The organism is Chitinophaga barathri (assembly GCF_003807585.1).
Classification (GTDB): Bacteria; Bacteroidota; Bacteroidia; order Chitinophagales; family Chitinophagaceae; genus Chitinophaga; species Chitinophaga barathri.
In genome coordinates this window covers 249,037-275,351 of sequence record NZ_RMBX01000003.1, presented here as the reverse complement: position 1 = coordinate 275,351, position 26,315 = coordinate 249,037, and the positions used below count along the sequence as shown (strand labels likewise).

The 26,315-nt window shown below is 52.4% G+C and carries 23 protein-coding genes and 1 tRNA gene; 14 read left to right on the top strand and 10 right to left on the bottom strand.

Translation table 11 applies throughout. The annotated features are described in order from the left end of the window. Positions 1-73 precede the first annotated feature (73 nt). Genes EG028_RS06955 through EG028_RS06935 form a run of 5 tightly spaced genes read left to right on the top strand, consistent with a single transcriptional unit; the run spans position 74 to position 6,058 of the window. Positions 74-2,275: a CshA/CshB family fibrillar adhesin-related protein gene (locus EG028_RS06955; RefSeq protein ID WP_120514853.1), complete on the top strand. Its 2,202-nt coding sequence runs from the start codon at positions 74-76 to the stop codon at positions 2,273-2,275. 50 nt (positions 2,276-2,325) lie between these two features. Next, a complete protein-coding gene (locus tag EG028_RS06950) occupies positions 2,326-3,162 on the top strand; it encodes an alpha-1,2-fucosyltransferase (protein ID WP_123864591.1) in 837 nt (278 codons plus the stop codon). Between the two features lie 12 nt (positions 3,163-3,174). Further along, positions 3,175-3,987 (top strand): glycosyltransferase family 2 protein, encoded by an 813-nt coding sequence (locus EG028_RS06945; protein WP_120514851.1) that lies wholly within the window; start codon positions 3,175-3,177, stop codon positions 3,985-3,987. Next, positions 3,984-5,150, top strand: a complete 1,167-nt coding sequence (locus EG028_RS06940; RefSeq protein ID WP_120514850.1) for a glycosyltransferase family 4 protein — start codon at positions 3,984-3,986, stop codon at positions 5,148-5,150. Before EG028_RS06945 ends, EG028_RS06940 begins: the two co-directional genes overlap by 4 nt. After that, on the top strand, positions 5,147-6,058 hold the full coding sequence (locus EG028_RS06935) for a glycosyltransferase family 2 protein (protein ID WP_120514849.1): 912 nt from the start codon (positions 5,147-5,149) through the stop codon (positions 6,056-6,058). Before EG028_RS06940 ends, EG028_RS06935 begins: the two co-directional genes overlap by 4 nt. Positions 6,059-6,121: 63 nt before the next feature. Here EG028_RS06935 and EG028_RS06930 read toward each other — a convergent pair whose 3' ends face one another. Continuing rightward, positions 6,122-8,605 carry a YfhO family protein gene (locus tag EG028_RS06930; RefSeq protein WP_120514848.1) on the bottom strand — a complete coding sequence of 828 codons (2,484 nt, stop codon included), beginning with the start codon at positions 8,603-8,605 and terminating at the stop codon, positions 6,122-6,124. A gap of 63 nt (positions 8,606-8,668) precedes the next feature. Here EG028_RS06930 and EG028_RS06925 point away from each other — a divergent pair, with 63 nt between their 5' ends. From EG028_RS06925 to EG028_RS06915, 3 genes are all read left to right on the top strand, one after another. Continuing rightward, complete coding sequence (locus EG028_RS06925) at positions 8,669-8,950, top strand: hypothetical protein (protein WP_120514847.1); 282 nt, start codon at positions 8,669-8,671, stop codon at positions 8,948-8,950. Next, the gene (locus EG028_RS06920) at positions 8,947-9,744 is read left to right on the top strand and encodes a queuosine precursor transporter (RefSeq protein ID WP_120514846.1); all 798 of its coding nucleotides are present in this window, start codon (positions 8,947-8,949) and stop codon (positions 9,742-9,744) included. Before EG028_RS06925 ends, EG028_RS06920 begins: the two co-directional genes overlap by 4 nt. A gap of 172 nt (positions 9,745-9,916) precedes the next feature. After that, entirely contained in the window at positions 9,917-10,366 is a 450-nt protein-coding gene (locus EG028_RS06915) for an NUDIX domain-containing protein (protein ID WP_120514845.1), read from the top strand. Here EG028_RS06915 and EG028_RS06910 read toward each other — a convergent pair. The 3 genes from EG028_RS06910 to EG028_RS06900 are packed head-to-tail and all read right to left on the bottom strand — an operon-like array spanning position 10,363 to position 13,032. Then, positions 10,363-11,301 (bottom strand): magnesium transporter CorA family protein, encoded by a 939-nt coding sequence (locus tag EG028_RS06910; RefSeq protein ID WP_120514844.1) that lies wholly within the window; start codon positions 11,299-11,301, stop codon positions 10,363-10,365. The two genes, EG028_RS06915 and EG028_RS06910, sit on opposite strands and share 4 nt — an antisense overlap. Before the next feature lie 44 nt (positions 11,302-11,345). Next, complete coding sequence (gene dapF / locus EG028_RS06905) at positions 11,346-12,125, bottom strand: diaminopimelate epimerase (RefSeq protein WP_120514843.1); 780 nt, start codon at positions 12,123-12,125, stop codon at positions 11,346-11,348. 31 nt (positions 12,126-12,156) lie between these two features. Next, positions 12,157-13,032 (bottom strand): nucleoside phosphorylase, encoded by an 876-nt coding sequence (locus tag EG028_RS06900; protein WP_120514842.1) that lies wholly within the window; start codon positions 13,030-13,032, stop codon positions 12,157-12,159. A 107-nt stretch (positions 13,033-13,139) separates the two neighbouring features. On the opposite strand from EG028_RS06900, the gene EG028_RS06895 reads away from it, so the two are divergent. From EG028_RS06895 to EG028_RS06885, 3 genes are all read left to right on the top strand, one after another. Then, a tRNA-Cys gene (locus tag EG028_RS06895) sits at positions 13,140-13,213 on the top strand. Between the two features lie 385 nt (positions 13,214-13,598). Next, positions 13,599-14,195 (top strand): hypothetical protein, encoded by a 597-nt coding sequence (locus EG028_RS06890; protein WP_123864590.1) that lies wholly within the window; start codon positions 13,599-13,601, stop codon positions 14,193-14,195. Beyond that, positions 14,122-15,522: an autotransporter outer membrane beta-barrel domain-containing protein gene (locus EG028_RS06885; protein ID WP_162946239.1), complete on the top strand. Its 1,401-nt coding sequence runs from the start codon at positions 14,122-14,124 to the stop codon at positions 15,520-15,522. The genes EG028_RS06890 and EG028_RS06885 overlap by 74 nt, the downstream gene beginning before the upstream one ends. Here the strand turns inward: EG028_RS06885 and EG028_RS06880 are convergent, their stop codons facing one another. Next, a complete protein-coding gene (locus EG028_RS06880) occupies positions 15,523-15,801 on the bottom strand; it encodes a hypothetical protein (protein ID WP_120514839.1) in 279 nt (92 codons plus the stop codon). It lies immediately after the preceding gene. A gap of 106 nt (positions 15,802-15,907) precedes the next feature. On the opposite strand from EG028_RS06880, the gene EG028_RS06875 reads away from it, so the two are divergent. Together EG028_RS06875 and EG028_RS06870 are read left to right on the top strand one after the other, a co-directional pair. Further along, positions 15,908-16,372: a hypothetical protein gene (locus EG028_RS06875; RefSeq protein WP_120514838.1), complete on the top strand. Its 465-nt coding sequence runs from the start codon at positions 15,908-15,910 to the stop codon at positions 16,370-16,372. 10 nt (positions 16,373-16,382) lie between these two features. After that, a complete protein-coding gene (locus EG028_RS06870) occupies positions 16,383-16,637 on the top strand; it encodes a hypothetical protein (RefSeq protein WP_120514837.1) in 255 nt (84 codons plus the stop codon). Between the two features lie 57 nt (positions 16,638-16,694). Here the strand turns inward: EG028_RS06870 and EG028_RS06865 are convergent, their stop codons facing one another. The 4 genes from EG028_RS06865 to EG028_RS06850 form a co-directional block, all read right to left on the bottom strand. Next, positions 16,695-17,438 carry a 3-keto-disaccharide hydrolase gene (locus tag EG028_RS06865; RefSeq protein ID WP_120514836.1) on the bottom strand — a complete coding sequence of 248 codons (744 nt, stop codon included), beginning with the start codon at positions 17,436-17,438 and terminating at the stop codon, positions 16,695-16,697. A 9-nt stretch (positions 17,439-17,447) separates the two neighbouring features. Continuing rightward, positions 17,448-18,731 carry a Gfo/Idh/MocA family protein gene (locus EG028_RS06860; protein WP_120514835.1) on the bottom strand — a complete coding sequence of 428 codons (1,284 nt, stop codon included), beginning with the start codon at positions 18,729-18,731 and terminating at the stop codon, positions 17,448-17,450. Positions 18,732-18,926: 195 nt separating this feature from the next. Continuing rightward, complete coding sequence (locus EG028_RS06855; RefSeq protein WP_120514834.1) at positions 18,927-20,429, bottom strand: sigma 54-interacting transcriptional regulator; 1,503 nt, start codon at positions 20,427-20,429, stop codon at positions 18,927-18,929. Positions 20,430-20,432: 3 nt separating this feature from the next. Beyond that, on the bottom strand, positions 20,433-21,527 hold the full coding sequence (locus tag EG028_RS06850) for a vWA domain-containing protein (RefSeq protein WP_120514833.1): 1,095 nt from the start codon (positions 21,525-21,527) through the stop codon (positions 20,433-20,435). A gap of 129 nt (positions 21,528-21,656) precedes the next feature. Here EG028_RS06850 and EG028_RS06845 point away from each other — a divergent pair, with 129 nt between their 5' ends. After that, positions 21,657-22,499, top strand: coding sequence for a sugar phosphate isomerase/epimerase family protein (locus tag EG028_RS06845; RefSeq protein ID WP_120514832.1), 843 nt, complete (start codon positions 21,657-21,659; stop codon positions 22,497-22,499). A gap of 490 nt (positions 22,500-22,989) precedes the next feature. On the opposite strand, the gene EG028_RS06840 is transcribed toward EG028_RS06845, so the two are convergent. Continuing rightward, entirely contained in the window at positions 22,990-26,235 is a 3,246-nt protein-coding gene (locus EG028_RS06840; protein ID WP_120514831.1) for a DUF2723 domain-containing protein, read from the bottom strand. Positions 26,236-26,315 lie beyond the last annotated feature (80 nt).

Genomic DNA, 26,315 nt, shown 5'->3' with positions numbered 1-26,315 from the left:
CCCAAACATTATCTTTAACGGCCGAAAATACCTTTGAAATAAATAGGACTAAAGTTTTTATCCCTAAGAGACCATGAAGAAGTTTTACCTCCTGATCTTCCTTTTTGTATTCATAAATACCGGATTACGTGCCCAGTATGCTAACCAGGGCAGTGGTACGCTGCGTAATTACATCTGGTGGTTCGACTGGGCGAATGCTACTATCGGGAACGGGTTCAGCAGGACCTTTACCACCACGGACGGCCTCGTGGTCACCATCCGGTTCAGCAATGTTTCCGGGGACGGCGTGGTGCCTGATGTCATGAATACCTGGTACGGAGCCGTGCTGCATTCCCTTTACAATTTCACCGACGTAGCAATAAAACCATCCCTGCACAGCCAGGCAAGCTCCACCCCGATGAGGTTTGACATGGAGATAACCGCGCAGCGGAACGGCGTGCCGGTCGCTTTTACTTTCATCGCCGCTGATGCGGAAGCATCCGTGGACGCGGAGCGTACCTTGCTGACCACCACGGGTGGCAACTGGAAAACTATTGAATTGTTTAAAAATTCGACGCAGAATACCAACCCGGTCGCCGGTTGCAATACCCAGTCTATTGTTATTGCTGATACCTACGGAGGCACGGTGCGGCTTGGGCAGAACCCGATCATGGCCACCACTTCCAACGGCATGGCGCCGCTGAGGGTGTCCGCCACGATGGACAGGACCACGGTGGTGGGCGGTATGGCCATTGCCTTCGGGTTACTGGCCCCGTTCGACGGCGGCGATCTCCAGCCGGCTTTCGGCGTTCCCCAGCATGCGCTCACTTTCACCAATGTGAACGAATGTGCGTACCCCACGCCGGCGCCCGCCCTGATGCTGCAATCCGGCCTTTACCTGGGCAACGCCACGCCCGATGCGGACATTCTCCTGCACCAGGACGATAACCTGGTAGGAGCCGATGAAGATGCCGTAACCGTATGGCCGGAATACAACGGCAACGACGGTACTTATTCCCTGGACGTGCCCGTCACCAATCTTACCGGCAACCCCGCTTATATCAAAGCGTGGTTTGATTATAACAACGACGGGGTATTCAGCCCCTCGGAAGGCATTGCGCAGAACGTGGCGGCCGTAAACCCCGGCAGCATCCGCTTTACCTGGACGAACCTCCCCGCGACATTACCCGCCGGCGCGACGCCGAACTTTGCTTTCCGTTTCCGGGTATCGTCAAGCCAGGCCGCCGTGCAGGACCCCGGTGGTTATGCGCCGGATGGGGAAGTGGAAGATTATTACCGGCCTATTGTCCAGGCCTGTCTGAATATGAAAGTATCCGCCGGGCCGGACCAGCGTATCTGCACCGGCCAGACCGCGCAGCTGAACGCCAGCGGCGCGCAGAGTTATATCTGGAATACGGATCTTGATCTCAGCGATCCGGGTATCAGCGACCCGGTAGCCACGCCTTCCACGACAAAAGAATTTTACGTTTTAGCCACCCATGCAAACGGCTGTACCAGCAAAGACACCGTGGTAGTAGCCGTAGACCCGCTCCCGCAGCTGGAAGCCCCTGTCGTGCCGCCTGTCTGCAAAGGCACGAACATAGAACTGACCACCACCGGCGCGGATCAGACCGTTTGGACGGACATCAACGGGATGACGATCGGCACTGGCAACCAGTTCAGCTTCACGCCGCTGTACAGCACGCTCATCCGCGCCACGCTCAGCGAAAGCCGCTGCAACACACAGCAGACGGTGGACGTGCCCGTCACCGTGATAGACCCGCCCATCACCTACGTCACCAAAAGCAACGACCTCGACTGCCGCACGGGCAGAGCGGTGCTGCTGGCTTCCGGCGGTACGGAGTACCAGTGGATGGACGCGCAGGGCTCAATCGTGCATTCCGGTCGCGCGATGACGGTAAGCCCGGCACAGACCACGAAATACTATGTGTACGTGCTGGACAATTACGGTTGCGGAAGCATGGATTCCATCACGGTAAACGTCGTAAAAACAGGCGCCTCGGCGCATTACGAGATGCCAACGGCCTTCACGCCCAACGGCGACGGCAGGAACGATTGTTTTGGCGTGAAACTCCCCGGGCTGGTAGGCAAAGTGGAGTTCACCATCTACGACCGCTGGGGCAATGTGGTATTTCATACGAACAAGGTGACGGATTGCTGGGACGGCACCTACAAAGGCGTGCCCTGCGATGTGGCTACTTTCGTATATGTGCTCAGGATAGAATCCGAATGTGGGAATGTGGACAGGAAGGGCACCGTTACTTTGCTGCGATGATGGGTTAATTGGGCGGAAATGAATATTTTCGTGCCTAAAAATTACCGGATTTGATCGTTGTTCAATTGAAAGGGGGGCTGGGCAACCAGATGTTCCAATACGCTGCGGGCCGCTGCCTTTCCGTGATGAATAAAGTTCCGCTGGCTTTGGACAAAGGCAGTTACGAGCCCCGCCAGGCAGATATGTATGGGTTGGGCGGCCTGAATGTGGACGCCCTGGAAGCAACCCCGGAAATGATCCCGCAGCCGGGTTTTATTGGCAAAGTGATCAACCGGCTGGCACCCGTGCCCATGCGGCGCATCTTCAAAGAATCTTCCCTCGAATTTGATCCGCTGTTTTTTAAAGTAAAGCCGCCCGTATACCTGAAAGGATACTGGCAAAGCTGGAAATATTTTGAACCGGTAAAACACCTCATCCGGCAGGACTTCCAATTCTCCATCCGTTTCAGTGAAAACATCATGGCCAAAGCGGCGGAGCTTCGCTCCAAAGAAAGCGTGGCGGTGCATTTCAGGCGTGGGGATTATACAAATTCCGAAGCGGCCTCCTTCCACGGCGCCTGCGGGCCAGCTTATTACGAAGAAGCGGTAAAACGTTTTCCCGGCGCCACCTTCTGCATTTTTACCAACGACCCGGCATGGGTGAAAGACAACCTGCCCGCCGGCATTTCATACGAAATACTCAGCGGCAGCCTTACCCATACGCAATATGAAGACCTATTCCTGATGAGCCAATGCCGCCACCAGGTCATTGCAAACAGCAGCTTCAGCTGGTGGGCCGCGTGGCTGAATGATTATGAAGGAAGGCAGGTCGTTGCCCCGCTGAAATGGTACGCAACAGAAGAATTAAACGTTCATAACCTGGTGCCGTCCGACTGGCAGCGGATATAAAACAGATGAGTTATGCAGCAGTCACCGCTTATATCAGTTGTGTTACCCGTGTACAACGGCGCGGATTTCCTCCGGGAAACGCTGGACGCCATTCTTGTACAGACACAGGCTGACTTTGAACTGCTGGTGATCAACGATGGCTCTACCGATCAGAGCGAGGCCATCATTCAATCGTATACGGACAGCCGTATCCGTTATTTCCATCATCCCAACAAAGGTTTTGCCTACACGCTGAACCGCGGCATCGGCGAAGCGCGCGGCAAATACATCGCCCGCATCGATGCGGATGATATTTGCCAGCCGGAGCGTTTCCGTAAACAGGCCGCATGGCTGGAGGAAAGGCCGGATACCGCGCTGGTGGGGTGTTTTATCACTTTTATCAATGAAAAAGGAGAGATACAGGGCGACTGGCCGGAAGACCGGGCGAACCATACGAATGCGCAGATCAGGAAGGCCCTGCCTTTTGTGAACTGCATCGCGCATCCCGGCGTGATGGTGCGCGCGGAAGTGTTCCGCAGGTTTCCGTACCTTGATTCCCAGAAATACCTGGAAGACTACGATATGTGGCTGAGGCTGGCGGGAGCGGGGCTGGTGATGGAAAAAGTGCCTGAAATGCTGCTGCTGTACCGCGTACACACTGCGTCCATGACGGTGAGCATCATCAAAAAGAAAAACGTGTTCTCCCGGCATTTCCATTGTAAACGGCGGTACCTGGCGGCGCGGCTTTCGGCGGGGAAGCTGAACGGGTTTGACCTGCGGGTGTTCTTCGGTATGTGCAAAGACCTGGTAACCGCAACCGGCAAAAACATTAAACAAAAACTGTGATATACTCCCTGCTCCTCATAAAACGCTCGATAGAAGCGGTGCTGCTCGCTCCCTGGATTGGCCTGGGGCGGTTGATCGCTTCGTGGAAGCCCTTGCGGGAGGAGTATGACATATTCCTGTTTTTCCCCTTTTACCATGTGGGCGGGGCGGAAAAAGTGCATAGTGAAATCGCGAAGCTGTTTCCCGGAAAAAAGGTCATGATCTTTTTCACCAAAAGATCCGTGAACGACGCCATGCTGCCCGCTTTTGAAGCGCCCGGCAATACGATCCGGGATATTTCGGTATATACGGACAACAAGTTTTTATACTTCAATAATCTTATCTGGCGCGGCATCATGGCCGCGTATATTAGCCGGCAGCAGAAGCCGCCGGTGGTGTTCAACGGGCAGTGCAACTTTGCTTACAAGCTGAGCCCGCACCTGCCGGCGCACATCAGGCAGATAGAGCTGATCCATTCTTTTTGCAGCTTCTCCTACATCCGCCTGCCCTTTATCCGTTTTTACGAAGCCACGGTGATGATCAGCCGGGAAAGTATACAACGCCACCTGGAATTATACCGGCAGTACGGCGTTCCGGCGGGGTATGCGGAAAGGATCAGGCTGATCATGAACGGCATCCCGCTGCCAAAGGACACGGCGCCGCTGGAAGGAACGGATATGCTCCTGTATGTGGGCCGGGGCACACCGGAAAAACGCGCGCACCTGGTAGCGGCTATCGCAAAAGAAGCGGGCGTCACCGCCGGTTTCATCGGCAACGTGGAAGCGGCCATCCCAGAGGCGCTGCGGGCGCATTGCCGTTTTTACGGCGAACTGACGGACGCCGCCAGGATAGACGAGATATACCGCCGTCACCGTGTGATCGTGATCACGTCCATCCGCGAAGGTTTCCCCATGGTGATCATGGAAGGTATGGCCAGAGGGCTGGCCGTGCTGGCCACCGATGCGGGAGATATCCCTTTTCACGTGCGCGAGGGGGAGAATGGCTTTTTGCTGAAACATCTTGATACAGAAGAAAATATTATCACCGCCGGGGCGCAACTGGTAAAGAACTGGGCGCCTGAAAAACTGGAGGCCATGCGGGAGAACAATATCGCATACGCCCGCAGTCATTTCAGCATGGAGGCATTCGCGGAAGCCTACCGCAGCTTATTTTTTAAAGCATGAAGTCATTATCCGTCATCATCATCACTTACAACCGGCCGGACGACCTGCTGGTGCTCCTGCGCAACCTCAGCGCGCAGCAGGGCGCCGCGGAGCTGCTGGAAGAAGTGATTATCATCAACAATGCCTCCACAGCGGATTATACACCCGTGACGGAGTTTATTGCGGGGTTTCCGTACTTCCGGTATCATTATTCGGACGAAAACCTGGGCGTAGCCCGTGGCCGTAACCTCGGTATCTCCATGGCAACGGCGCCCATCCTGGTCACCATCGACGATGATGCCTGGTTCAGGGATACGGATGCACTGGTAAAGATCAAAGCCGCGTTCGGCAATACGTTTATGCAGCGCAACTATGCGGGCATCCTCTGTTTTAAGGTCCTGTACGCCAGCACGGAGCAGATGCAGGTGAATGCTTTTCCCCATAAAAAATTCGAGAAATACAAAGATAAAACCTGGTTCCTCGCGCCTTATTTCATCGGTGCGGGCCATGCCATTCTCAAAGAGGTATACGAAAAAGCGGGCACCTATCCGGCAGACTTTTTCTACGGCATGGAAGAATACGACCTTACCTACCGCGTGATCCGGGCGGGGTATACCATCGCCTATACTTCAGACATTGTGATACTGCACAACGAAAGCCCGCTGGGCCGCACGCCGCATCTGGCAAAAATGAAGATGTTGTGGATCAACAAAAGCAAGGTGGCATACCGTTACCTGTCTTTCCTGCACTTTATGACCACGGCCTTTATGTGGTCGCTGGAATTCCTGCAAAAGACCGGCTGGAACTGGAAAGAATGGTGGAAAGGATGGGGGGAGATACGGCGGATACCGGGGAAAGAAAAGCGCCAGCCCCTGGACGATGCCGCGGGGCGTTATTTAAAAAGTGTAGAGGCGCGGTTATGGTATTAAACATTACAACAATAAAAAAGGGAGCGGATCATCCGCTCCCTTTTTCGTGTATAACAGTAAGGTCTATTGTTGTGTTTTCATCCCGCGCCTTACTTCAAAAGCAACGGCGAGCGCCAGCAGGATCAGCATAACGATGGAGCTCCAGCGGGTGATGGTATTGCCGAGATAATAACTCCGCGGCTCAAATTTCATCACCACCTGGTGATCGCCCGCGGGTATTTTGGCGCCGCGCAGCAGGTAATCCACTCTTACGATATCTTCTTTTTTACCATCCACGTACAGGTTCCAGCCCGCGGGATAATATATTTCGGAGAACACGGCAAAGCCCGGCTTACTGTTGTTGCTGCGGTATTGCAGTTCGTTCAGGCCGTACCTGGTGAGTTGTATTTTGCTGGCGGAGTCTTTACCGGGCGTAAATCCGTTCAGCGCGGTTTTGAACCTTTCGTCTATCACCGCGGCGCGGCCTGTAGGCAGGCTGTCCAGCGTTTTCATTTCCACATCCGCGTTTTTAGCCCATACCAGGCTGTCCACAAACCAGGCATTGCCCAGTGCGTCCGGGTTCTGGAAGTATTGAAGCTGTCCCTGCTGGCCTTGTTGTCCCTGCTGCTGTACGATCACGTATTTGGCGTTCAGCATGTTCAGCACATTCGGGTTGTTTTTGCTGATCTGGTATTTGATGAGGTCATCGTACAGGGCGAGTTTCACCGGGCTGTAACCGCCCACGCTCCTGTGATGGTAGGAACTGATGGCGTCCATAAAACTCACGGTATTGAATACACGGTAATACGGGTCTTTGTCCTGTTTGATGGCCTGGTCTATCGGGGAAGGCGCAAATGCGGCGCTGTAATCCTGCGGAGTTACGTAGTTTTTGGAATTGAGGATGCGGTGCGCTACCAGCATCTGGTCTATCGCCACGCTGAGCGTGAGGATGGCGAGCATATACCCGGCCTGGAGTTTCTTTTGCGCATAAGCCCATACAAGGCCGGCGGCTATGAGGATAAACGCGAGGGAGCGGATGGCGTCTATACGCATCAGCGAAGCCCTGTCGTCCCGCAGTGCGCTCATCAGCTGGTCTACCATCTGCTGGTTGCCGCCGGTGAGGTTTTGGTAAAAACGTACACCCGCATCTTCGTCCGCCATGAAGCTGAGCATACCGAAGGAGGCGATCAGCAGCAGCAGTACGAGGCCGCCGGTGATATACAGCGCTTTTTTCACTTCTTTCAGCAGCGCCGTTTTGTCCCATTCTTTGCTCACGATATCGTTCAGCGCCCAGCAGGCGAGGAACGGCACTAGCAGCTGGCAAAGCACCAGCGCCTGTGCGGGCGCGCGGAACTTGCTGAACAGCGGCAGATGGTCGAACAGGAAGTAGTTAAAGAACGCGAAGTTGCTGCCCCAGGCCAGGAAAAGGCCCAGGAGGCATCCCGCCAGTATCCACCATTTGTTGAAGTCTTTTACGATAAAAAACGCCAGTACAAAAAAGAAGATGATGGCCGCGCCCCAATAAACAGGCCCGTCCGTCATAGGCTGAGGGCCCCAGTACAGCGGCATCTGCGGAAGGAACTGGTCCTGCTGCGCGGGCGGTACGCCCATGGAGGTGAACTGTTTAGCGGTGGCGCTGCTACCGGAAAGGGGAGCGTAGCTGCTGCCGCCATACAGGTTCGGAACGAGGGTGGTAAGCGTTTCCATCCTTCCTTCGCTCCAGTTGAAAGCATAACTTTTATCGAGGCCGCCTTTTGTTTTATCGCCTTCCTGCCCGGCTTCGGCCGTAAGCTCGGAATGGCCGCCGCGCATGGTGTATTTGCTGAATTCGGAGGTGGTCCATAAGCTGACGGTGGACGGCAGTACGGACAGCAAGCCGAAGCCCAGCAGCACCAGCGTGGCTTTGATGTATTGCGGCAGTTGTTTTGTTTTGATGGCCTGTACAAGATACCCCACGCCGATGCACAGGCAAAGGAGCAGCATATAAAACACGATCTGGTAATGGCCGTTGGTGACCATCAGGCAGAGCGTGATACAGGTGATGATGCCGCCGATGAGGTATTTGCCGCGGTAAGTGAGCAATATGCCCGCCAGCAGCGGCGCCATATAGGCGATGGTGAACATTTTAGTATCGTGCCCGGCCGATATGATCATGGGATTATACGAAGCAAAACCGAATGCGATCGCGCCGAGAATATTGACCCATTGCCGGAACCCCATGACAGACAGCAGGATATAAAACCCGATCATGGCCAGGAAAAAGAAATTCACCGGTTTGGGAAGGCCCAGCGTCAGTATCTGGTGAAGGTGATACGTGTAGTTGTCCTGCGACATATAGATCTGGTACGTGGGCATACCGCCAAACATGGCATTGGTCCATATCGGTGCGATGCCGGTACTGTCATGATACGCGCGCGCTTCCTGGCTCATGGCCTGCCATGAAACGGTATCGGTCTGCCTGATCTCCAATCCTTCCAGTACGGGGCTGCAAAATAAGAAGGACAGCCCCAGGAAGATGAGGACGGCATACACATGCTTTAGGACGGCTTTTTGCCAGTTTTGCTTCATCGGGTTTTTCCTGTTTAGTTTTTAAAGAATCCAAAATAACTGTATTTTATCGGAAATTTCAATATGAGCTGGCTCCGTTTCCTGATAAAAGTGAGCTTTATCTGTAATATCTGTTATCTCATCGGCTTTATCATCCGTATGCTGGACAATACAGACACCTGGGAGCATATCACAAAAACTGTCATGGTGCTGGGCGGCCTGGTGGCTGCGCCCCTCAATATCGTCACCTGCCTGCTGGCCGTTATCATGCTGTTAAGAAAGAAAGCCCGGTTTGCGGACATCCATCCTGTCATATTTATTTTGAATGTTATTATCTTGCTCCTTCAATTGGAACTGTTCTTATGATCACCAATATACTCAGGGATAAACCTACCCGGCTCTTCATCATATTAAGCGGCATTTTTGTAGCGAACGCGCTCATCGCGGAGATCATCGGGGTGAAGATATTTTCCCTGGAAGCCACGTTAGGCTTCAACCCGGTGAATATGAAGATACTCGGGGAGACTTATAACTTCAACATGACGGCCGGTGTACTGCTGTGGCCCGTGGTGTTCCTCATGACGGACATCATCAACGAATATTACGGCGTAAAAGGCGTGCGTTTCCTCTCATACCTGGCCGCCGGGCTGATCCTGTTCGCTTTTGTGATCTTCTTCTGGGCCATACACCTTTCACCCGCCGCATTTTTTGTGACCATGAAGGTCAATTCCGGTGTACCGGATATGGACAAAGCCTATCAGCAGATACTGGGCCAGGGCTCACTGATCATCGTCGGTTCGCTGATCGCGTTCCTGCTCGGGCAGCTGGTGGATGTGTTCGCCTTTCACAGGATCAAAAAAGTAACAGGGGAAAAAAAGATATGGCTGCGCGCTACCGGTTCCACGCTCATTTCACAGCTGATAGATAGTTTTGTGGTGCTGTTCGTGGCGTTTTATCTCGGGCCGCTGCTGTATAACCCTGACAATAACCCGGTATGGCCCATGAGCCAGGTGCTGGCGGTTTGTATCGTTAATTACATTTATAAATTCACAGTGGCCATTGTGCTCACGCCGGTAATCTATTGGGTGCATGGTATCATAGAACGGTACCTGGGCCATGAGACGGCCGGAGAAATGAAAAGAACGGCCATGAACCGGTAGGCCGTCATTGCGAGGAGCAGCGTGGGATTTGTGCAGGAGCCGCGACGAAGCAATCTCCATATATTGGAGTACGTCACCTCAATGAAGGAGATTGCTTCGTCGCTCCTCCCACTTGGCTTTCCTGCTCCTCGCAATGACGGGCTTTCCTGAATCACTAAAAATATTCTTTCTAATGTCTCAATTTACAGTCCGTGTATACGGTATCATGATCAATGAAAATAAGCAGGTGCTGGTGAGCGACGAGTATATCCGTGGCGGTTATTACACGAAGTTCCCCGGCGGCGGCCTCGAATTTGGCGAAGGCACGCTGGAATGTATCGTGCGCGAATGGAAAGAAGAAGTGAACCAGGAAGTGGAAGTGGTGGAGCATCTTTATACGACGGACTTCTTCCAGATGAATGCATTTAACAACGTACAGCAGATCATCGCGATATATTACCTCGTCAGGGCGGTGTCTCCCTTTGTAGCGCCCATCCTGGAAAAACCTTTTGCGTTTGAAGTGCCCGAAGGGGCCACGCAGGTGGAAGGCGTGCGCTGGGTGGAATGGGACGCATTTTCTTCAGAAGCGGTTACGCTCCCGACCGATAAAAGAGTGTCAGATATTGTAAAGGCGAAGTTTTAGAACCACTTTTTCTTCATAAAATACCAGCTCATGATCACCGCGGTAACGATGGCGATGGTGACAGGTATATAGAAAGCGTAGGTGGAATGCGCGTAGGGTATCTCTACGTTCATCCCGTAAATGCTGGCTACCAGTACCGGCAGCGTGAGCACGATCGTGATGGAGGTGAGGCGTTTCATCACGAAGTTCAGGTTGTTGGAAATGATGCTGGCAAAAGCATCCATGGTGCTGCTGAGGATGTTTGTATAAATATTCGCCATTTCAAGCGCCTGGCTGGTATCTACGATAAGGTCATGCAGGAATTCCTTCTCATCGTCGTTCAGGCCCATAAAATTAGTACGTTCCAGCTTCATGAGCAGCAGTTCGTTACTGCGCAGGGCCGTTACGAAATACACTAAACTTTTCTGTATCCGCATCAGGTAAAGCAGCTCTTCGTTCCGGTTGGCATCATAGAGTTTTTGCTCCAGCAGGTTGCGGCGCTGGTTGATCTCCTTCAGGTAGTCCAGGAAGTTCATGACCACTTTCTCAAATATCTTCAGCACCATCATGTTCCTTTTTTCGGGATGGCGGTTGTGGAAGGTGTTGAGGAATTTTTTGATCGCGGCGTTGTCGAATGAATTGACGGTTACGATCTGGTTGTGGGTGAGGATGATCACGATGGGGATGGTGATGTAATAAGCGTCGCTTTCGTTGATGGAGTTGTTTTCCGTGGGGGTTTTGATAACGATCAGTTTCACGTTATCCTCCAGTTCGAAGCGGCTTTTTTCATCGATGTCCAGGGAGTCCGTCAAAAAGTCCAGGGGGATATCCAATGCTTCGGATAACTGTTCGAATTCCGCCTGTTTGAGTGGCGGGGCAACATTCACCCATGAGCCGTTTTCCGGCTCTTCAATAGCAACAGTGCGTGCATCTATATTTTTGAAGTACTGGATCATCCGGGCGCAAAGGTAGGGGAATTAATTTACCAATAGCCGGGGGGCTAAATATTAATATTTCCTTCAAACACCAGCGTTGCGGGGCCACAGAGCCATATGTTGGAGAAGTTGCGCTCGCCTGTGCGGGAAAAGCGGATCTCCAGGTGGCCGCCCAGTGTTTCCACGGGGATGGCGTAATCGCCAGGCTCGGCAGGGGACGCGGTAAGGGCGGAAGCGGTCACGCCTGTGCCGCAGGAGTAGGTCTCGTCTTCCACACCGCGTTCGTAGGTGCGTACAAAAATGCCGTTGTCCAGCTCCTGCACAAAATTCACATTCGTGCCTTCCGCGGCGAACCGCTCATTATAACGTATTTCCCGGCCCTGCTGGTATACGTCCACTTCCTGTACGTCCGTCACGAACTTTACGAAATGGGGTGAGCCGGTATTGAGATAAAAATACATATTGCCTTTTTCCACCCAGTCCACATCCTGCATTTTCAGGTTCACCCAGCCGTTTTCCCGGAAGCTGGCTTCGTGGTCACCATCTACGGCGATGAACTTCAATTCTGCGCCATCTATACCCATCTGGCGGGCAAATGCGGTGAGGCACCTGCCCCCGTTGCCGCACATGCTGCCTTCACGGCCGTCGGAATTATAATATTTCATGGCGAAATCGTACCCTTCGCGGTTTTCCAGCATCATAAAGCCATCCGCGCCGATGCCGAAGCGCCTGTCGCAGAGATGCGCCACCTGTTCCGTGGTGATGCCGCTGTAGGCGCCGTCCCGGTTGTCTACAATCACAAAGTCGTTTCCTGTTCCCTGGTATTTATAAAAATGAATGTCCATGTGTACGCAAAGGTAAAAATTGTTTTGATGATTATGCGGCGATGATGCCCAGCGCTTTGCTGATCAGGCTTTCCACGGCGGCATTGCCGTCTTTGCTGAATTCTTTCCTGATCCGGTTTGCCACGATGGCGCTGATGGAAAGGCATTCGTGCCCCAGCACGCGGCCCAGCCCGTAAATACCGGCTGTTTCCATCTCGAAGTTGGTGATATGCCTGTTTTCATAACTGAAACCGGTGAGCTGGTCGATCAGTTCCGGGTGGGAGAGGTGGCCTCTCAGGTGGCGGCCCTGCGGGGCGTAAAAGCCGGGGCAGGTGACGGTGATGCCGGTATGAAAACCGTCTGTGAACATCCCCGCCAGTTCCGCGGAGGCCTCGATGAGGTACGGCCGTGCCGCGCTGGGCTGCATGCGTATCTGGCCCCTGAAGGCTTCCAGCAGCAGCAGTTCTTCGGGGGTATTGTGATAGGTGTAAAAAGGCAGAAGGTTATCCAGCCCCAGCCCGTGGGAAGACACTACAAAGCTGTCCACCGGGATATTTTCCTGCAGCGAGCCGGCAGTGCCCAGGCGGATGATGCGCAGGCTCACGGGCTCTTCTTTGGCAAGGCGGGTCTCAAAATCGATATTGGCCAGGGCGTCCAGTTCGTTCAGCACGATGTCTATATTGTCCGTACCAATGCCGGTGGACACGACAGACAGCCGTTTCTGGCCGATCCTGCCGGTGTGGGTCACAAATTCCCGGTGCTGGAAGCGGCCTTCGATTTCGTCGAAGTGTTTGCTGACGGCTTTTACGCGGTCCGGATCGCCCACGGTGATGATGGTGGGGGCCAGGTCTTCCGGCCGGAGGTCCAGGTGGTAAATGGCGCCGCGGGCATTGAGTATCAGTTCTGATTCGGCTATTGGAGTGGTCATACCTTGCTTTTTTTTTAATCCGTAATCGAATATCTTGTAATCAGATTTGGCAAATATCTAAAATTTACTACTTTTGCAGTCCATCAAAATTTGATGGTTTTACAAAGGGTACCGTGGCCGAGTGGCTAGGCAGAGGTCTGCAAAACCTCGTACAGCGGTTCGAATCCGCTCGGTACCTCCAAAAAGGATCACATTCGTGGTCCTTTTTTGCTTTGACGCTGCTCCGCTGATACTGTTCCAACGCTTTTACCTTACTCCGGGAACGCTTTAACCCAGCTTCAGGAACGCTTTAACCCTGCTTCATCACTACTGCGCGGTTACTTTATTACTACTGTATCACTGCACTTACACTACGGTACGGCTACAGTAAGCTGCCTGAATGTACCAATATCTTCCTGAATATACCCAAACATACCTAAATGACGGAAAACGACAAAAACAGGTAAAAACCGTTAAAACAACAAAAACGGCGAAAACATACAAAAGCGGCACGTTGGTTTGGAAGGAGCGGCCTGCCCGGTTAAATTGCCATAAAAAACAGATGTATTCACCAAAACAATCTTTTTATGGCAAAACAAATGAGCGTGATTAAAATAACCGGCACGATCGGTAACATCACATTTTACAAAATGAAAGGAGAATATTACGCCCGTGGCAAAAGTTCGCTCAGCCGCAAACGGGTGAAGACAGCGCCGGAGTTCGCGCGTTTAAGGGTGTATTCCCGGCGGATGGCCTGCGCGTCCGGTGCGGCGGGTAGAATTTACCGTTCCCTGCGGATAGGAGAGCAGGATGTCACCTTTTACCGCAAAATGGTGAGCGAAGGCCTGCGCCTGCTGAAGGCGGGGTGTGCGGAAGAGCAGCTGGAAGAGGCATTGAGGGAGATATTCCTGCCTGCGGCGGCGGAGATTGTACCGCCCGATGTGAAGGAAACACCGGTTCCGCATACACAGCGATCAGTAGCCGCGGTTTTTTATGTGAATGAACGGGGCAGGATGGAAATTAATGATGATAAGGTGAAGAAAAAGGGACGGAATTTTAAAAAAATGCCAATACATTTACGGCGAAATAACACACATATCCCTCTTATCTATGAAATTAAGGCACATTCTGTTATCCCTGCCGATGTTGATGATCTCCGGCAGTGCGTTTTCCCAGATTCTTAACCAGTTTACATCTGCCCAGACCGCCGAAGCCTGGGTAACCGGCCGCCTGAGAGCGAATACGAGCCTGGAAAGCAATGCGGCGCCGGGGCTGGGTGGTTTTCACCTCCTGAACAATTCCGGGACACTGAGGTGGCTTATCCGGGGAAATAACACTGAAGCTGGTAGTAATAGTGGATTTGACTTTGTTATCAACCGGCGTAACGATGCGGGGATCAGCATTGATTTACCATTTTCGATTGCCCGCGCAACCGGCGATATCACTATGCCAGGTATTGTGAACATGGGTGGAAATTCCACTGTAGCGAGTAATTTAAGAATTAAAGGAACCGCATCGGGCATAACGAACGGTGGCGGAATAAGCTTTTATGAGCTTGATAATACTACCCGGGTCGGGTATATCGGAGATGCCGCCAGTGGTAATAGTGATATTTACATTACTGCCGACGTGGGAGGCGTTACATTGACGCCTGCGAATGGTGTGGTGAGTATTTATGGTAATACTTCCAATATGCTGCTGTACAGAAACGTTGGTATGGCAGCTCCTTCCATGACCACAAGAAGCCTTGGCACCAAGGCAGTCTGGTTTCCCTCAGTGACAGCCACGCAGGCAGATTACGCTACGGGTATCGAAGATGGCAATATCTGGAATAGTGTAGCTGTTTCAGGCACCATATACGGTTTTAAATGGTACGGCGGCACTACACAGGTAGCCCGGCTGGATGGCGTTGGCAACTTTGAAACCATCAATTCATTTCGCGTAGGGCCCGCCACGGGATCCGAGCGGCTGGCGGCGAAGTCCAATGCCCTCAGCTTTAACAGGGATGTAAATACCGGTGCAATTTTCTCCGCTACCGGCCACGCTTACCAGTTCAATCACACTTCATCCACTACACCCGGTTCAGACAGGCTGGATCTGCTTGTATATAACACCGCCGGCACTATCGTTTCTGCAAATGCCTTCTCTGTAAACGGCTCCGGAAACATCGGCATGGGCGTGAACCCCCAGGCTGCATATAAATTATCTGTGAATGGAACCGTTGGTGCGCGTAAAGTAAAAGTCACCCAGGAAACCTGGGCGGATTATGTGTTCAAAGCAGGTTACAAAATGCCCACGATCGCGGAAACGGAAGCGTTTATCCAGGCGAACAAACACCTGCCCGGTATTCCCTCTGAAAAAGAAATAATAAAAGACGGGATAGACGTAGGGGAGATGAACAAACTGCTGTTGCAAAAGATCGAAGAGCAGATGTTGTATATCATCGAGATGAATAAGGAGATGAAGGAGTTGAAGAAAGAAGTGAAGGAGTTGAAAGATAAAAAAGATTGATTATCCTGTAAACACATACAGCAGTATAACCGCTATGGCTCCAAGACGTATATAGTTGCTGACTTTCATGAGTTTCAGCGTCTTTTTATCTTCCTCCGGGTGCCCCGAGGGTTTCCACCACAGGGTGATGATAGCAGTGAACAAGGCGAAGATACTGCCCCTTGGCAGTGATTCCGCATATTCGATCTCGTCTTTAAGCACGTTGTTCTGGATGATAAGATTCAGAAGGATATGGACGATGAAGGTGATAAACAAAACGATACCCAAAAAAGTTGCCATAGCGCACAATTTAGGGAAATATAAGTGGACCAGTAACGTAAGGTGATAAGCGGCCCAAAAAAAGAATAACCGCTGTAATTTATCCGGGATCAAACTTTGACGACATATGGTGGTGGAATATTTGGTAGAACAGTATTCGGACGATCTGATTGTATATCGTAATGGCGTGGAATACATTAGGGTCAAACGAAAATTTAATTGGGGAGGCTGGCTGTTGGCATCCTACTTCTATAAGGGAAAAGAAATATTAAATACGAGGCGCCGGGTTACTATTGGGTTGTCCTTAAGAATTGATAACCAGGATTTACCCGAACATATCGAACTGGTCCGTAGTAAGAAAGGAAAATACAGTCTTCATATTGCAGACAAAGTATTATCAATAAAGCGAGCGTTTTTAAAAAACCCTTGCTATACCTTTCTGTCAAATGATGAGGTTAAAGGTTATGTCAATACAGCTACTTTTTCGATGAAACTTCCATATACATTTAATGTATTCTTCCAGGCAGAGGAAGACATAAATTTTTACCTGCTGCTGTTTTTTCTGATGGATCAAGCGCCTGTTGATATCTAAATTGCAAGTAATGATTACGCAGGAAAAACTGAAAATCTTCAAACACTACTCCGGCGACCTGAATGCCCTGCGGCAGACGAACAGCACTGAAAAAGATACTATTACCGCCCATGACTGGTTCGTCATCGGCAACCTCTTACAGGATATCATGCTGGTCAGTAAAGGACTTGCATCCGAAGCATATGCTGTGAGAGTGTGGGAGGAGCTGAAACATGCCTGCGCGGACCAGGAAACGGTCGATGAATTAAAGAAAATGGCAGAATAATAAAAAAGGGAGCAATACAAAATTGCTCCCTTTTTTATTTTAGTCCTGTGTTATTTGTTACAGTTTCCTGATCCAAATATTCCTATAACTCACCAGGTCCCCATGATCCTGTAAAGCCAGCGGCAATGCGCCATGTTTTTCATAAAACGGCTTTCCGATATACAGGGTTTTGCCTTTCAGTTCGGTATTGTTCTGTACCAGCACGCCGTTGTGCAGCACGGTGATGTGCGCGGGAGATTTCACGCTGCCGTCTTCGTTAAAACGGGGCGCAGTCCAGATCACGTCGTAGGCCTGCCATTCTCCGGGCTTTTTGCAGGCGTTCACGAGCGGGATGGCCTGTTTGTAAAGGCTGCCGGCCTGGCCGTTCACGTACGTTTTGTTGTTGTAGTTGTCCAGCACCTGCAATTCATAATTTGATTGCAGGAAGATGCCGCTGTTGCCACGGCCCTGGCTTTCGCCTTTCACTACTTCCGGCGATCTCCATTCGATGTGCAGCTGGAAGTCTTCGAAGGATTCTTTCGTTTTGATGCCGCCTTTGCCGGGGGCAACGGTCATAGCGCCGTCTTTGATCACCCAGGGGGCGGCGCTGCCGTCTTTGTCAGACACCCAGCCGGAAAGGCTCTGGCCGTCGAACAGTACGATGGCGTCTGAGGGTGCGGTGTTCGTCGCGGTGCCGGGTGTGATCACGGCGGGTACGGGTTCCCATACTTCAGTGTCTGCGGGTTTGGCTTGCTGGGCGGATGCGTGGAATGTGGGCGCGGCCAGTGCCGTGCAGATCAGCAGTGATTTGATGCGATGCATGTTTCAGTTTTATTTTGGTAGTTTATAGTTATTGTGATACTCCGGTGTGATGTATTTGTTCGCGTCTTTGCTGGTGAACTTACCCTCTCCCGCATTCCAGTACACTTTTTCTCCCGTGCGGAACGCGATGTTGCCCATCTGTGCGTTGATGGCCACGTTCGCGCCTGTTTTGATATCGCATTTGAGATCGGCCATGTTCCTGCTTTTGATCACGTCCAGGAAGTTCCTGGTATGTTTCACCAGCCCGTTGTCCGATGCTTTGGTGTAGGGGATGGCTTCCATCTTGCCTTTTTCGGGAATCACCTCCCATCCGCCGCGATCCAGCACCAGCGTGCCGTTGTTGCCGATGAAAGCAATGCCGTGCGTACGCCCGTAGGGTCCGCCGTCTATGCCGGTAGCGTGTTCCCACTGCATGTTGAAACCCTCGAACTGGTAAATGGCCGTAAGGGTATCTGGTGTTTCGGCTGCATCGTCAGGATAGGCGAATTTGCCGCCGGAGGCTACTACAGACACAGGATTGGAAGCTTTCATGCCGTAGAGTGCGTAGTCGATCAGGTGCACGCCCCAGTCTGTCATCAGGCCGCCTGCATAATCCCAGTACCAGCGGAAATTGAAGTGGAAGCGGTTCGGGTCAAAGGGGCGTTTGGTGGCGGGGCCGAGCCAGGCATCGTAATTCACGCCGGCGGGAGGGGTGGTGATGTTTTGTTTTTCAACAGGTTTCATCCAGCCCATATATGCCCAAACTTTTACCAGCCGCACGTTCCCTAGTTTGCCGGAATGCACGAAGGCGATCGCGTCGTTGAAGTGCTGCATACTGCGCTGCCACTGGCCTACCTGTACCACGCGGTTGTGGCGCTGCTGCGCTTCCATCATGGCACGGCATTCCGCGATGGAATTGCCGATGGGTTTTTCAACATATACATCCTTCCCGGCGGAGCAGGCGTCCGTCATCTGGAGGCAATGCCAGTGGTCCGGCGTACCGATCACCACGGCGTCTATATCTTTATTTTCCAGCAGTTTCCGGTAATCGGAATACAGCTGCACCTTGATGTTCTTTTTGGCCAGCTCCGCGGCGCGTTTGTTCAGTACGTTTTCGTCTACGTCGCAGAGGGCAACGCAATTGGTTTCCGGGTGGTTCAGCAGCCCGTTCAGGTCACTGAAACCCATTCCATTCACACCGATCACGGCTACATTCACCCGGTCGCTGGGAGCCATGGCGCGTAGCGCGGAGGGAAACAGGGCGGAACCGGCCAGGAAGGCGGAGGTGTTTTGGAGGAAGTTCCTTCTGTGCATAAGTTTTCATCAGTTTTTGAGACGTGGAGTAATAAGTGTTACTCTGACAAGATAAAAAATTCTTGTTATAGTGCAACTCCTTTACGGAAAAAGGAAAGGGGCGAACGAAACGTCCTTCGGTGGCGGGTGCTTCAAAAACGGAAAGGGAGCGGACGGCCCGCTCCCTTTTATGATAAAGTCCTTGTTTATCAATGTTTACAGTTCATCTTCCTCCTCCGGGTCCGGGCTGGAAGTGAAATTCATCATGGTGCCCAGCAGGTCTGAAAAACGGGTTTCTTTTTCCAGCGTCTTTTTGCTGAGCAGGCTGTAGGCGGAAAGCCCGTGCAGCACCATTTCCATCATCAGCAGCTGCTCCTGTTTGTTCCCTTTGGGGAAAAGCTGCTTTACCAGCTCAGGCAGGCCGGTCACTTTGGTGAGCGCGGCTTCGTATTGTTTGTCCGTCGTGTCCTGCAAAAGCTGGAGGGAATTGCCCGCGTCGAACCACTGGATCACGGGGCGGTAGGGATTGGTGTCCGCCGCGCCCACCTTGCGTTTTTTGAAGGTATCCGGGTTCGGGAAATATTGTGCGAAGAGGGTGCGGAGGCTTTTTTCCAGCAGGTTCACCGCTACCTGCAGCGGCCCTTCCTGCTCGCCTTCGTATACCAGCTCTATTTTGCCCGTAATGCCGGGAATAATGCCCTGCAAGTCGTTGATGCGTACAAAGGTGCTCTTCTCCTTGTTGAGGATAGCCCTGCGCTCCGCGGCGCTCACGGCGTTCTCGAACGCGGCGATGGTGAGACGGGCGGATACGCCGCTCTTTTTGTCCACGTATTCGCTGGTCCTGGCTTCAAAAGCCACCTGCTCGATGATCCGTTTAACGATATCGGGCATTTTCACCGCATCCTGCTGCTCCGCGTGGATGGCGGCTTCCTGTTCGGTGATGAGCAGGGAGTTTTCCAGCGTCTTGGGATAGTGGGTGATGATCTGGCTTTCTATACGGTCCTTCAGCGGTGTTACGATCGCGCCGCGGTTGGTGTAGTCTTCGGGGTTTGCGGTGAATACGAACAGCATATCCAGCGGCATCCTCACTTTAAACCCGCGTATTTGTATGTCTCCTTCCTGCAAAATATTAAACAGCGCCACCTGGATGCGCGCCTGGAGGTCAGGCAGCTCGTTGATCACGAATATGCCGCGGTTGGATCGTGGGATGATGCCGAAGTGGATCACCCTTTCGTCCGCATAACTCAGTTTTTCATTTGCCGCTTTGATCGGGTCCACGTCGCCGATCAGGTCTGCCACGGACACATCGGGTGTGGCGAGTTTTTCGCCGTACCGCGCTTCGCGGTTGATCCATTCAATAGGTGTTTCATCTCCCATCTGCTCCACCAGGTCACGCCCGTAGCGGCTGAGCGGCGCAAAAGGATTGTCATTCACTTCGGAGCCCGCCACGATGGGGATAAATTCATCCAGCAGATCGGTCATCTGCCGGGCCATCCGCGTTTTGGCCTGGCCGCGGAGGCCCAGGAAGAGGATATTATGACGGGAGAGCAGCGCCCTCTCCGTATCCGGGATCACGGTATCGTCGTAGCCGATAATACCGGGGAAGGTGGTTTCTTTCTTTTTCAGTTTGGCAATAAGGTTCTGCCGGAGCTCTTCCTTTACAGACCTGTGTACATAACCGCTTTTCTTAAGTTCGCCGAGCGTCCTGATCTTTTCCATTACTTATAACTTTTTCCTTTTTCCGCTTTCAAAATCATGGAACAGGAATTGTCCCAGATTATCCGTGCCTGAAAAAAATGCTTTACCGTTATTGGTTTCTGTGAATTCGTTGACAAATTGCTGCAGCCATGGGTCTGTCGCAACCATAAAAGTGGTGATGGGTATTTTCAGCTTTTTGCATTGCGCGGCCAGGTTCAGCGTACGGCTGAGTATCTTCCTGTCCAGCCCGAAGCTGTTCTTGTAATATTGTTTGCCCTGTTTGAGGCAGGTGGGTTTGCCGTCCGTGATCATAAAGATCTGTTTGTTCGGGTTGCGGCGTCTCCGGAGGAGGTCCATCGCCAGTTCCAGCCCCGCCACCGTATTGGTGTGGAAAGGTCCCACCTGGAGATAGGGCAGGTCTTTGATCTCGATCTGCCAGGCATCGTTGCCGAACACGATGATATCCAGCGTATCCTTGGGGTAACGGGTGGTGATGAGCTCGCTGAGCGCCATGGCCACTTTTTTGGCGGGCGTGATGCGGTCTTCCCCGTAGAGGATCATGGAATGCGAGATGTCTATCATCAGGGCGGTGGAGGTCTGTGTTTTATAATCCGTTTCCCGGATTTCCAGGTCATCCTGCTGCATGCTGAACGAATCGATGCCGTGGTTGATCTGGGCGTTGCGGATGGAAGCGGTCATATCGATCTGCTCCAGCGCGTCCCCAAATGCGTACGGCCGCGTTTCAGCGTTCAGTTCGTCTCCCTGCCCGGATTTTCGGATGTTGTGGTCGCCCACGCCGGATTTTTTGAGTTTGCCGAAGATCTCTTCCAGCGCGCGTTTGCGGATGGATTGTTCCGTTTTGGAAGTAATGGCGAAGCTGCCCTTTTCCTCGTTTTCACGGATGTATCCCTTGTCTTTCAGGTCCTGTATAAAATCCCCGATGCCATATTCGTTGTTGCTAAGCTGGTACTCTTTGTCCAGCTCGGTAAGCCACTGCAGCGCTTCCGCCACATCACCGCTGGTATATGTGAGCAATTGTGTGAAAATGTCCAGTAACTTGTCAAACGGCGACTGACTGTTTTCGGAAGGATCATACCTGGAGAAAATAAAGCCTTTCATATCTTCTTCGAAATTACGTAAAAAGTAAATACAGCACCGTTTGTCACGACTGTGTTGCAAAATCCGGAAAAGGCTGTTATTTTTCGTGTCAGAAATACATTCTAAAGCAAATCTTAAAATATCACGTCTATGAGAACATTACGGAAAGGCCTGCTGTCACTGGGCATGGCTGCGTTGGTGTACGCAATGCCTGCCACGGCGCAGCAAAAGGAAGTAAAACTCGGCTGGAAGCTGGGCGCACAGGCCTATTCATTCAATCGTTTTACCCTGGCGGAAGCGCTGGACAAGCTGGATTCATGCGGCTTGCAGTATGTGGAATGCTACCCGGGGCAAAAGATCGGGGGTGGAATTGAAGGCACTATGGACTTCAAAATGGATGCCGCCAAACAAAAACAGGTGCTGGACCTGCTGAAATCCAAGAAAAAGACCCTCGTAGCCTTTGGCGTGGTGAGCGGCCGCTCGGAAGAGGATTGGAAACAGCTGTTTGAGTTCGCCAAAGCCATGGGTATCAAGATCATTACGTCAGAGCCGCGCGTGCAGGACCTGGACATCGTGTCCCGCCTGGCGGACGAGTACAAGATCAAGGTGGCCATCCACGACCACCCGAAACCGAGCCATTACTGGCACCCTGACAGCGTTCTTGCGGCTATCAAAGGCCGTAGCAAGTACCTGGGCGCCTGCGCGGACATCGGCCACTGGGTGCGTTCCGGCCTCGATCCTGTGGAGTGTATGAAAATGCTGGACGGCCGTATTTACAGCATGCACTTCAAAGACCTGAACGAAAAGAGCCCCAGGGCGCACGACGTGATCTGGGGTACCGGCGTCAGCAACGTGGAAGGGGTGCTGAAGGAAATGAAAGCCCAGAAATTCCAGGGCATGATCTCCGCTGAGTACGAGCACAACTGGCTCAACAGCGTGCCTGAAATCACCGAAAGCGTGAAAAACGTGCGGGCGATGATCGAAAAGTTATAAGAAACTTAACATGGTAAAAAACGCCGGGAGGAAACTTCCGGCGTTTTTTTTATGGAGTATCAGTGTTACTTCATAATTGGATCAGGTTTGCTTCAAAATCCATGACAGGCTTACTATACCCTTCATTGTTTATATCCTCGTGCATATGCTGCCATCTGCCGGGAAAATAAGGAGAGGGGAGAGCGGTGAATACAGGTAGAGGATCATGGGATTAGAGGCCATATCAGGCCGGTATGAGGGAAGTATGAGGGAAGCATAAGGGAAGTATCATAGGGTGGTCATAGGAGTATACCCGGACTTACCCTGGACTTACCTTGGACTTACCTTGGACTTAGAAAGGGATATTTCCTCGTTTTGAACCGGAGATTACCATGGTGGGGGAAATGTGTGAGAGATACTTTAATAACGCAATTTCCGCGCCAGGAAAGGATTTGATCAAAAAAAGCTCCCGGAATGACCGGGAGCTTTTTATATACTGTAAGCCTGAAGCTTATGGTTTTTTGTTGCTGTCTGCCGGGGGAGGCGGAGGCGGTATGTTGTTGAACTGACCGTTGCCTACTTCGCCGCGGCGGCTGGAATCACCGCCAAGGTCTGTTTTCCACTGTTTCAGCATCATGGAGAAACGTTCCGCGCGTTGTGCATCGTCCTGCAGATCGTTGGTGAACTTGTTCGCAGGCAGGGCGCGGTAATAACGCATCTGCTGCTCCAGGTCTTTGGTGATCTGGTCGGAGATCTCGTTCGCTTTTTTGGAATCGCCCGCGATGTAATAGGCATATACCAGTTCCATGCTCCAGAGGTTGTGCATATTGCCCGGAGAGGTCATGGCGTAAGGCATATTGCCGGGCAGGAATACGGAATCCTGGCGGTGGAGCAGTTTCAGCGCCTTTTCTTTGTCGCCTTCTTTTACCAGCGCCACGCTCGCTTTGGTGTAAGCGTTGCGCACGGTCTGCAGCATGCGGCGGTTAGGCTCGTCGAAGTACACGCCTTCGATGTTCACGCTGCCGTATACGAACTTGTTCATCAGGTTCTCATACATGCGGCGGGTGTTCACCTGGTCGTTCAGGCCGGGCAGCATTTCGTCTGAAGGCAGCCTGCGGGTAGGCACCAGGCGGTAGGTGAGGCCTTCCATGGAAAGGAATTCGTTGAAGCCGAGGTCCACCGGTCCGGTAAAGTATATCGGGCGTTTGAACGCATTGGTGGCGATGATGTCATATACCGCCAGGTCGTTTTTGTAGATCACGTCTTTGTTGATCTCAAACGCTACCTGGAGCGCAATGCGGCCGCTGTCCCGGATGTCCACCGTGCCGGTTTTCACCGCTTCAGCGGCGTCTACCGGTATAAAGAGGCGTTTGGAAGGCAGGTAGTTCACCATTTCGCCGTTCTGCAGCTGTACTTTGGCGGCCGGGTTGTCTTCACCGAGGAAGTTGATCACTTCTTTCAGGTTGTAGAAGCGGTCCTGCGGCACTTTACCATTGTCGTAGTGCATCACGTAGTTGCGGTTCTCGCCGCGGTATTTGTCCGCGCTCAGCGTCATGGCAACGGCCGGGCTCTGGTTGGTGGCTTTGGTCTGCTGTTCGATATACCAGTCCACACCCAGCAGGCTGAGGTTGATCACCCTGATGTCCGGGCGGATGCCTTCCACTTCCTGGGCGTACCAGAGCGGGTAAGTATCGTTGTCACCCACGGTGAACAGGATGGCGTTCGGCGCGCAGGATTCCAGGTAGTCGCGGGCCACGTCCCTTGCCAGTACCTTTTTGGAACGGTCGTGGTCATCCCAGCCTTGCTGCGCCATCAGTACGGGGCCGCCCAGCAGGGCCAGCGCCACGGCTATCACGCCCGGTTTGGGAAGTTTGGGAGCGCGTTTCTTGAAAAATTCAAACAGGCTGAGTGCGCCGAGGCCGATCCAGATAGCGAAGGCGTAGAAGGAGCCTACATAAGCGTAGTCACGTTCACGCGGCTGGTTGCCGGCCTGGTTGAGGTATAATACGATGGCAAAACCGGTAAAGAAAAACAGCAGGCCTACGATGAGGGCGTCTTTTTTGTGGCGGTTGTAATGGAAGAAGAAACCAAAGAGGCCGAGGATAAACGGCAGGAAGAAGAAGGTGTTGTGCGCCTTGTTGTTCTTCAGGCTGTCCGGCATCATGCTCTGGTCGCCGTAAAAGAGATTGTCGATGAAGGGAATACCGGAAATGGTGTTGCCGTCCCTGGGGTTTCCGAAGCCCTGGGTATCGTTCTGACGGCCCCAGAAGTTCCAGCCGAAATAACGGATGTACATGTACCATACCTGGTAATCGACGAAGAAACGGATATTGTCGCCAAAGGTGGGCGCTTCGCCGTCCCTCAGGCCCAGGCGGGCTTTATAATAATCCGCGTGGCCCTGGTCGTTGCTGGCGTCCCACACGCGGGGGAACAGCATCATGTCTTTCGGGGCATAAACAGGCACCTGTTTTTTGCCTACCACGATATATTCTTTGTTGCCGCGGGCGTAGATGTTGCCTTTTTCTTCATAACGCTCCGGGCGGGCGGTGAACACCTGGCCGTAAATGAGCGGGAAGTCGCCGTATTGTTCACGGCCGAGGTAACCTACGAGTGATACCGGGTTGTCCACATTGTACATATCCACGGTGGGGTTCGCGGAGGAACGGATCATGGTGGTCACGTAGGTGGAATAACCCATCAGCAGGAAAAAGATACAGGAGTTGATCAGCTGCACCGCACGTTTCATGCCTGCGCCCGCCAGTTCTACGCCGAATAGTTTCAGGAAGTAGGGGATGAACAGCACGCCGGCGCCGAGTACAAAACGCAGCACGCGCATGCCGCCGCTGTCGCCGTCCGCAAAGGCGGGGAAGATGATCAGCGAAGCCACGATAATGAGCGGCGCGTAAAGACCGATCTTGCCGGGTTTGAAGTATCCGTATATCAGCAGGCCGATGATGGCCAGGAAGTAGAAAGTGAAGCCGCTGAAGAAAGGCAGGCCGAGGCTGTTCACGAAGAACACGTCCATCATGCCGGATACCTTGATGGTGTCCTGGATGATGAACTTCTGTACCAGCCCGGTGATCACGCAGCCGAGGATAAACACCCAGAAGGCGCTTTTGCCGGTCACGTTTTTACCGCGTTTGAAGTAATAGATAAGCACCATCGCGGGGATGGTGAGCAGGTTCAGCAGATGGACGCCGATGGAGAGGCCCATCATGTAAGCGATGAAAATGATCCAGCGGTCGCCGTATTTGGTATCCGCTTCGTGTTCCCACTTCAGCATTGCCCAGAATACGAGGGCAGTAAAGAGGGACGACATGGCGTACACCTCGCCTTCCACAGCGGAGAACCAGAAAGAATCGGAGAAAGTATAAGCAAGCGCGCCAACAACGCCGGCGCCCATTACAACATGTATCTGTTTTTGGGTGGGCTCTTCGCCGTTTTTGCTATAAATGCGGCGGGCGAAGTGGGTAATTGTCCAGAATAAGAACAGGATAGTGAAACCGCTGGCCAGGGCGCTCATGATATTGATGCCCAGGGATGCTTCGGAGGGGCTGAAAGGCAGGGTAAAGATGCGGCCCAGCAACACGAAGAGGGGGGCTCCGGGGGGGTGGGGCACCTGTACTTTATAGGCCGCGGAGATAAACTCCCCGCAATCCCACAGGCTTCCCGTGGCTTCCATGGTCATTAAATAAACAGTACAGGCTACAATACACACAATCCAGCCCGTAATGTTATTCATCCGGTTAAACTTCATAAGGTTGTTTTAGATAATTCCGACAAAAATAGAAAAAGTAACCAATTAAGCTAATGTGTGCAACAGTTTTAACTTTTTAT

What these genes read in the sequence shown, in the direction of transcription:
- EG028_RS06930 (WP_120514848.1), bottom strand. Translation starts at nt 8,605, where the DNA reads ATGAAGCAAAACTGGCAAAAAGCCGTCCTAAAGCATGTGTATGCCGTC.
- EG028_RS06945 (WP_120514851.1), top strand. Translation starts at nt 3,175, where the DNA reads ATGCAGCAGTCACCGCTTATATCAGTTGTGTTACCCGTGTACAACGGC.
- EG028_RS06925 (WP_120514847.1), top strand. Translation starts at nt 8,669, where the DNA reads ATGAGCTGGCTCCGTTTCCTGATAAAAGTGAGCTTTATCTGTAATATC.
- EG028_RS06865 (WP_120514836.1), bottom strand. Translation starts at nt 17,438, where the DNA reads ATGCATCGCATCAAATCACTGCTGATCTGCACGGCACTGGCCGCGCCC.
- EG028_RS06890 (WP_123864590.1), top strand. Translation starts at nt 13,599, where the DNA reads ATGGCAAAACAAATGAGCGTGATTAAAATAACCGGCACGATCGGTAAC.
- dapF (WP_120514843.1), bottom strand. Translation starts at nt 12,125, where the DNA reads ATGGACATTCATTTTTATAAATACCAGGGAACAGGAAACGACTTTGTG.
- EG028_RS06955 (WP_120514853.1), top strand. Translation starts at nt 74, where the DNA reads ATGAAGAAGTTTTACCTCCTGATCTTCCTTTTTGTATTCATAAATACC.
- EG028_RS06915 (WP_120514845.1), top strand. Translation starts at nt 9,917, where the DNA reads ATGTCTCAATTTACAGTCCGTGTATACGGTATCATGATCAATGAAAAT.
- EG028_RS06870 (WP_120514837.1), top strand. Translation starts at nt 16,383, where the DNA reads ATGATTACGCAGGAAAAACTGAAAATCTTCAAACACTACTCCGGCGAC.
- EG028_RS06850 (WP_120514833.1), bottom strand. Translation starts at nt 21,527, where the DNA reads ATGAAAGGCTTTATTTTCTCCAGGTATGATCCTTCCGAAAACAGTCAG.
- EG028_RS06880 (WP_120514839.1), bottom strand. Translation starts at nt 15,801, where the DNA reads ATGGCAACTTTTTTGGGTATCGTTTTGTTTATCACCTTCATCGTCCAT.
- EG028_RS06900 (WP_120514842.1), bottom strand. Translation starts at nt 13,032, where the DNA reads ATGACCACTCCAATAGCCGAATCAGAACTGATACTCAATGCCCGCGGC.
- EG028_RS06840 (WP_120514831.1), bottom strand. Translation starts at nt 26,235, where the DNA reads ATGAAGTTTAACCGGATGAATAACATTACGGGCTGGATTGTGTGTATT.
- EG028_RS06910 (WP_120514844.1), bottom strand. Translation starts at nt 11,301, where the DNA reads ATGATCCAGTACTTCAAAAATATAGATGCACGCACTGTTGCTATTGAA.
- EG028_RS06860 (WP_120514835.1), bottom strand. Translation starts at nt 18,731, where the DNA reads ATGCACAGAAGGAACTTCCTCCAAAACACCTCCGCCTTCCTGGCCGGT.
- EG028_RS06920 (WP_120514846.1), top strand. Translation starts at nt 8,947, where the DNA reads ATGATCACCAATATACTCAGGGATAAACCTACCCGGCTCTTCATCATA.
- EG028_RS06845 (WP_120514832.1), top strand. Translation starts at nt 21,657, where the DNA reads ATGAGAACATTACGGAAAGGCCTGCTGTCACTGGGCATGGCTGCGTTG.
- EG028_RS06875 (WP_120514838.1), top strand. Translation starts at nt 15,908, where the DNA reads ATGGTGGTGGAATATTTGGTAGAACAGTATTCGGACGATCTGATTGTA.
- EG028_RS06855 (WP_120514834.1), bottom strand. Translation starts at nt 20,429, where the DNA reads ATGGAAAAGATCAGGACGCTCGGCGAACTTAAGAAAAGCGGTTATGTA.
- EG028_RS06885 (WP_162946239.1), top strand. Translation starts at nt 14,122, where the DNA reads ATGAAATTAAGGCACATTCTGTTATCCCTGCCGATGTTGATGATCTCC.
- EG028_RS06935 (WP_120514849.1), top strand. Translation starts at nt 5,147, where the DNA reads ATGAAGTCATTATCCGTCATCATCATCACTTACAACCGGCCGGACGAC.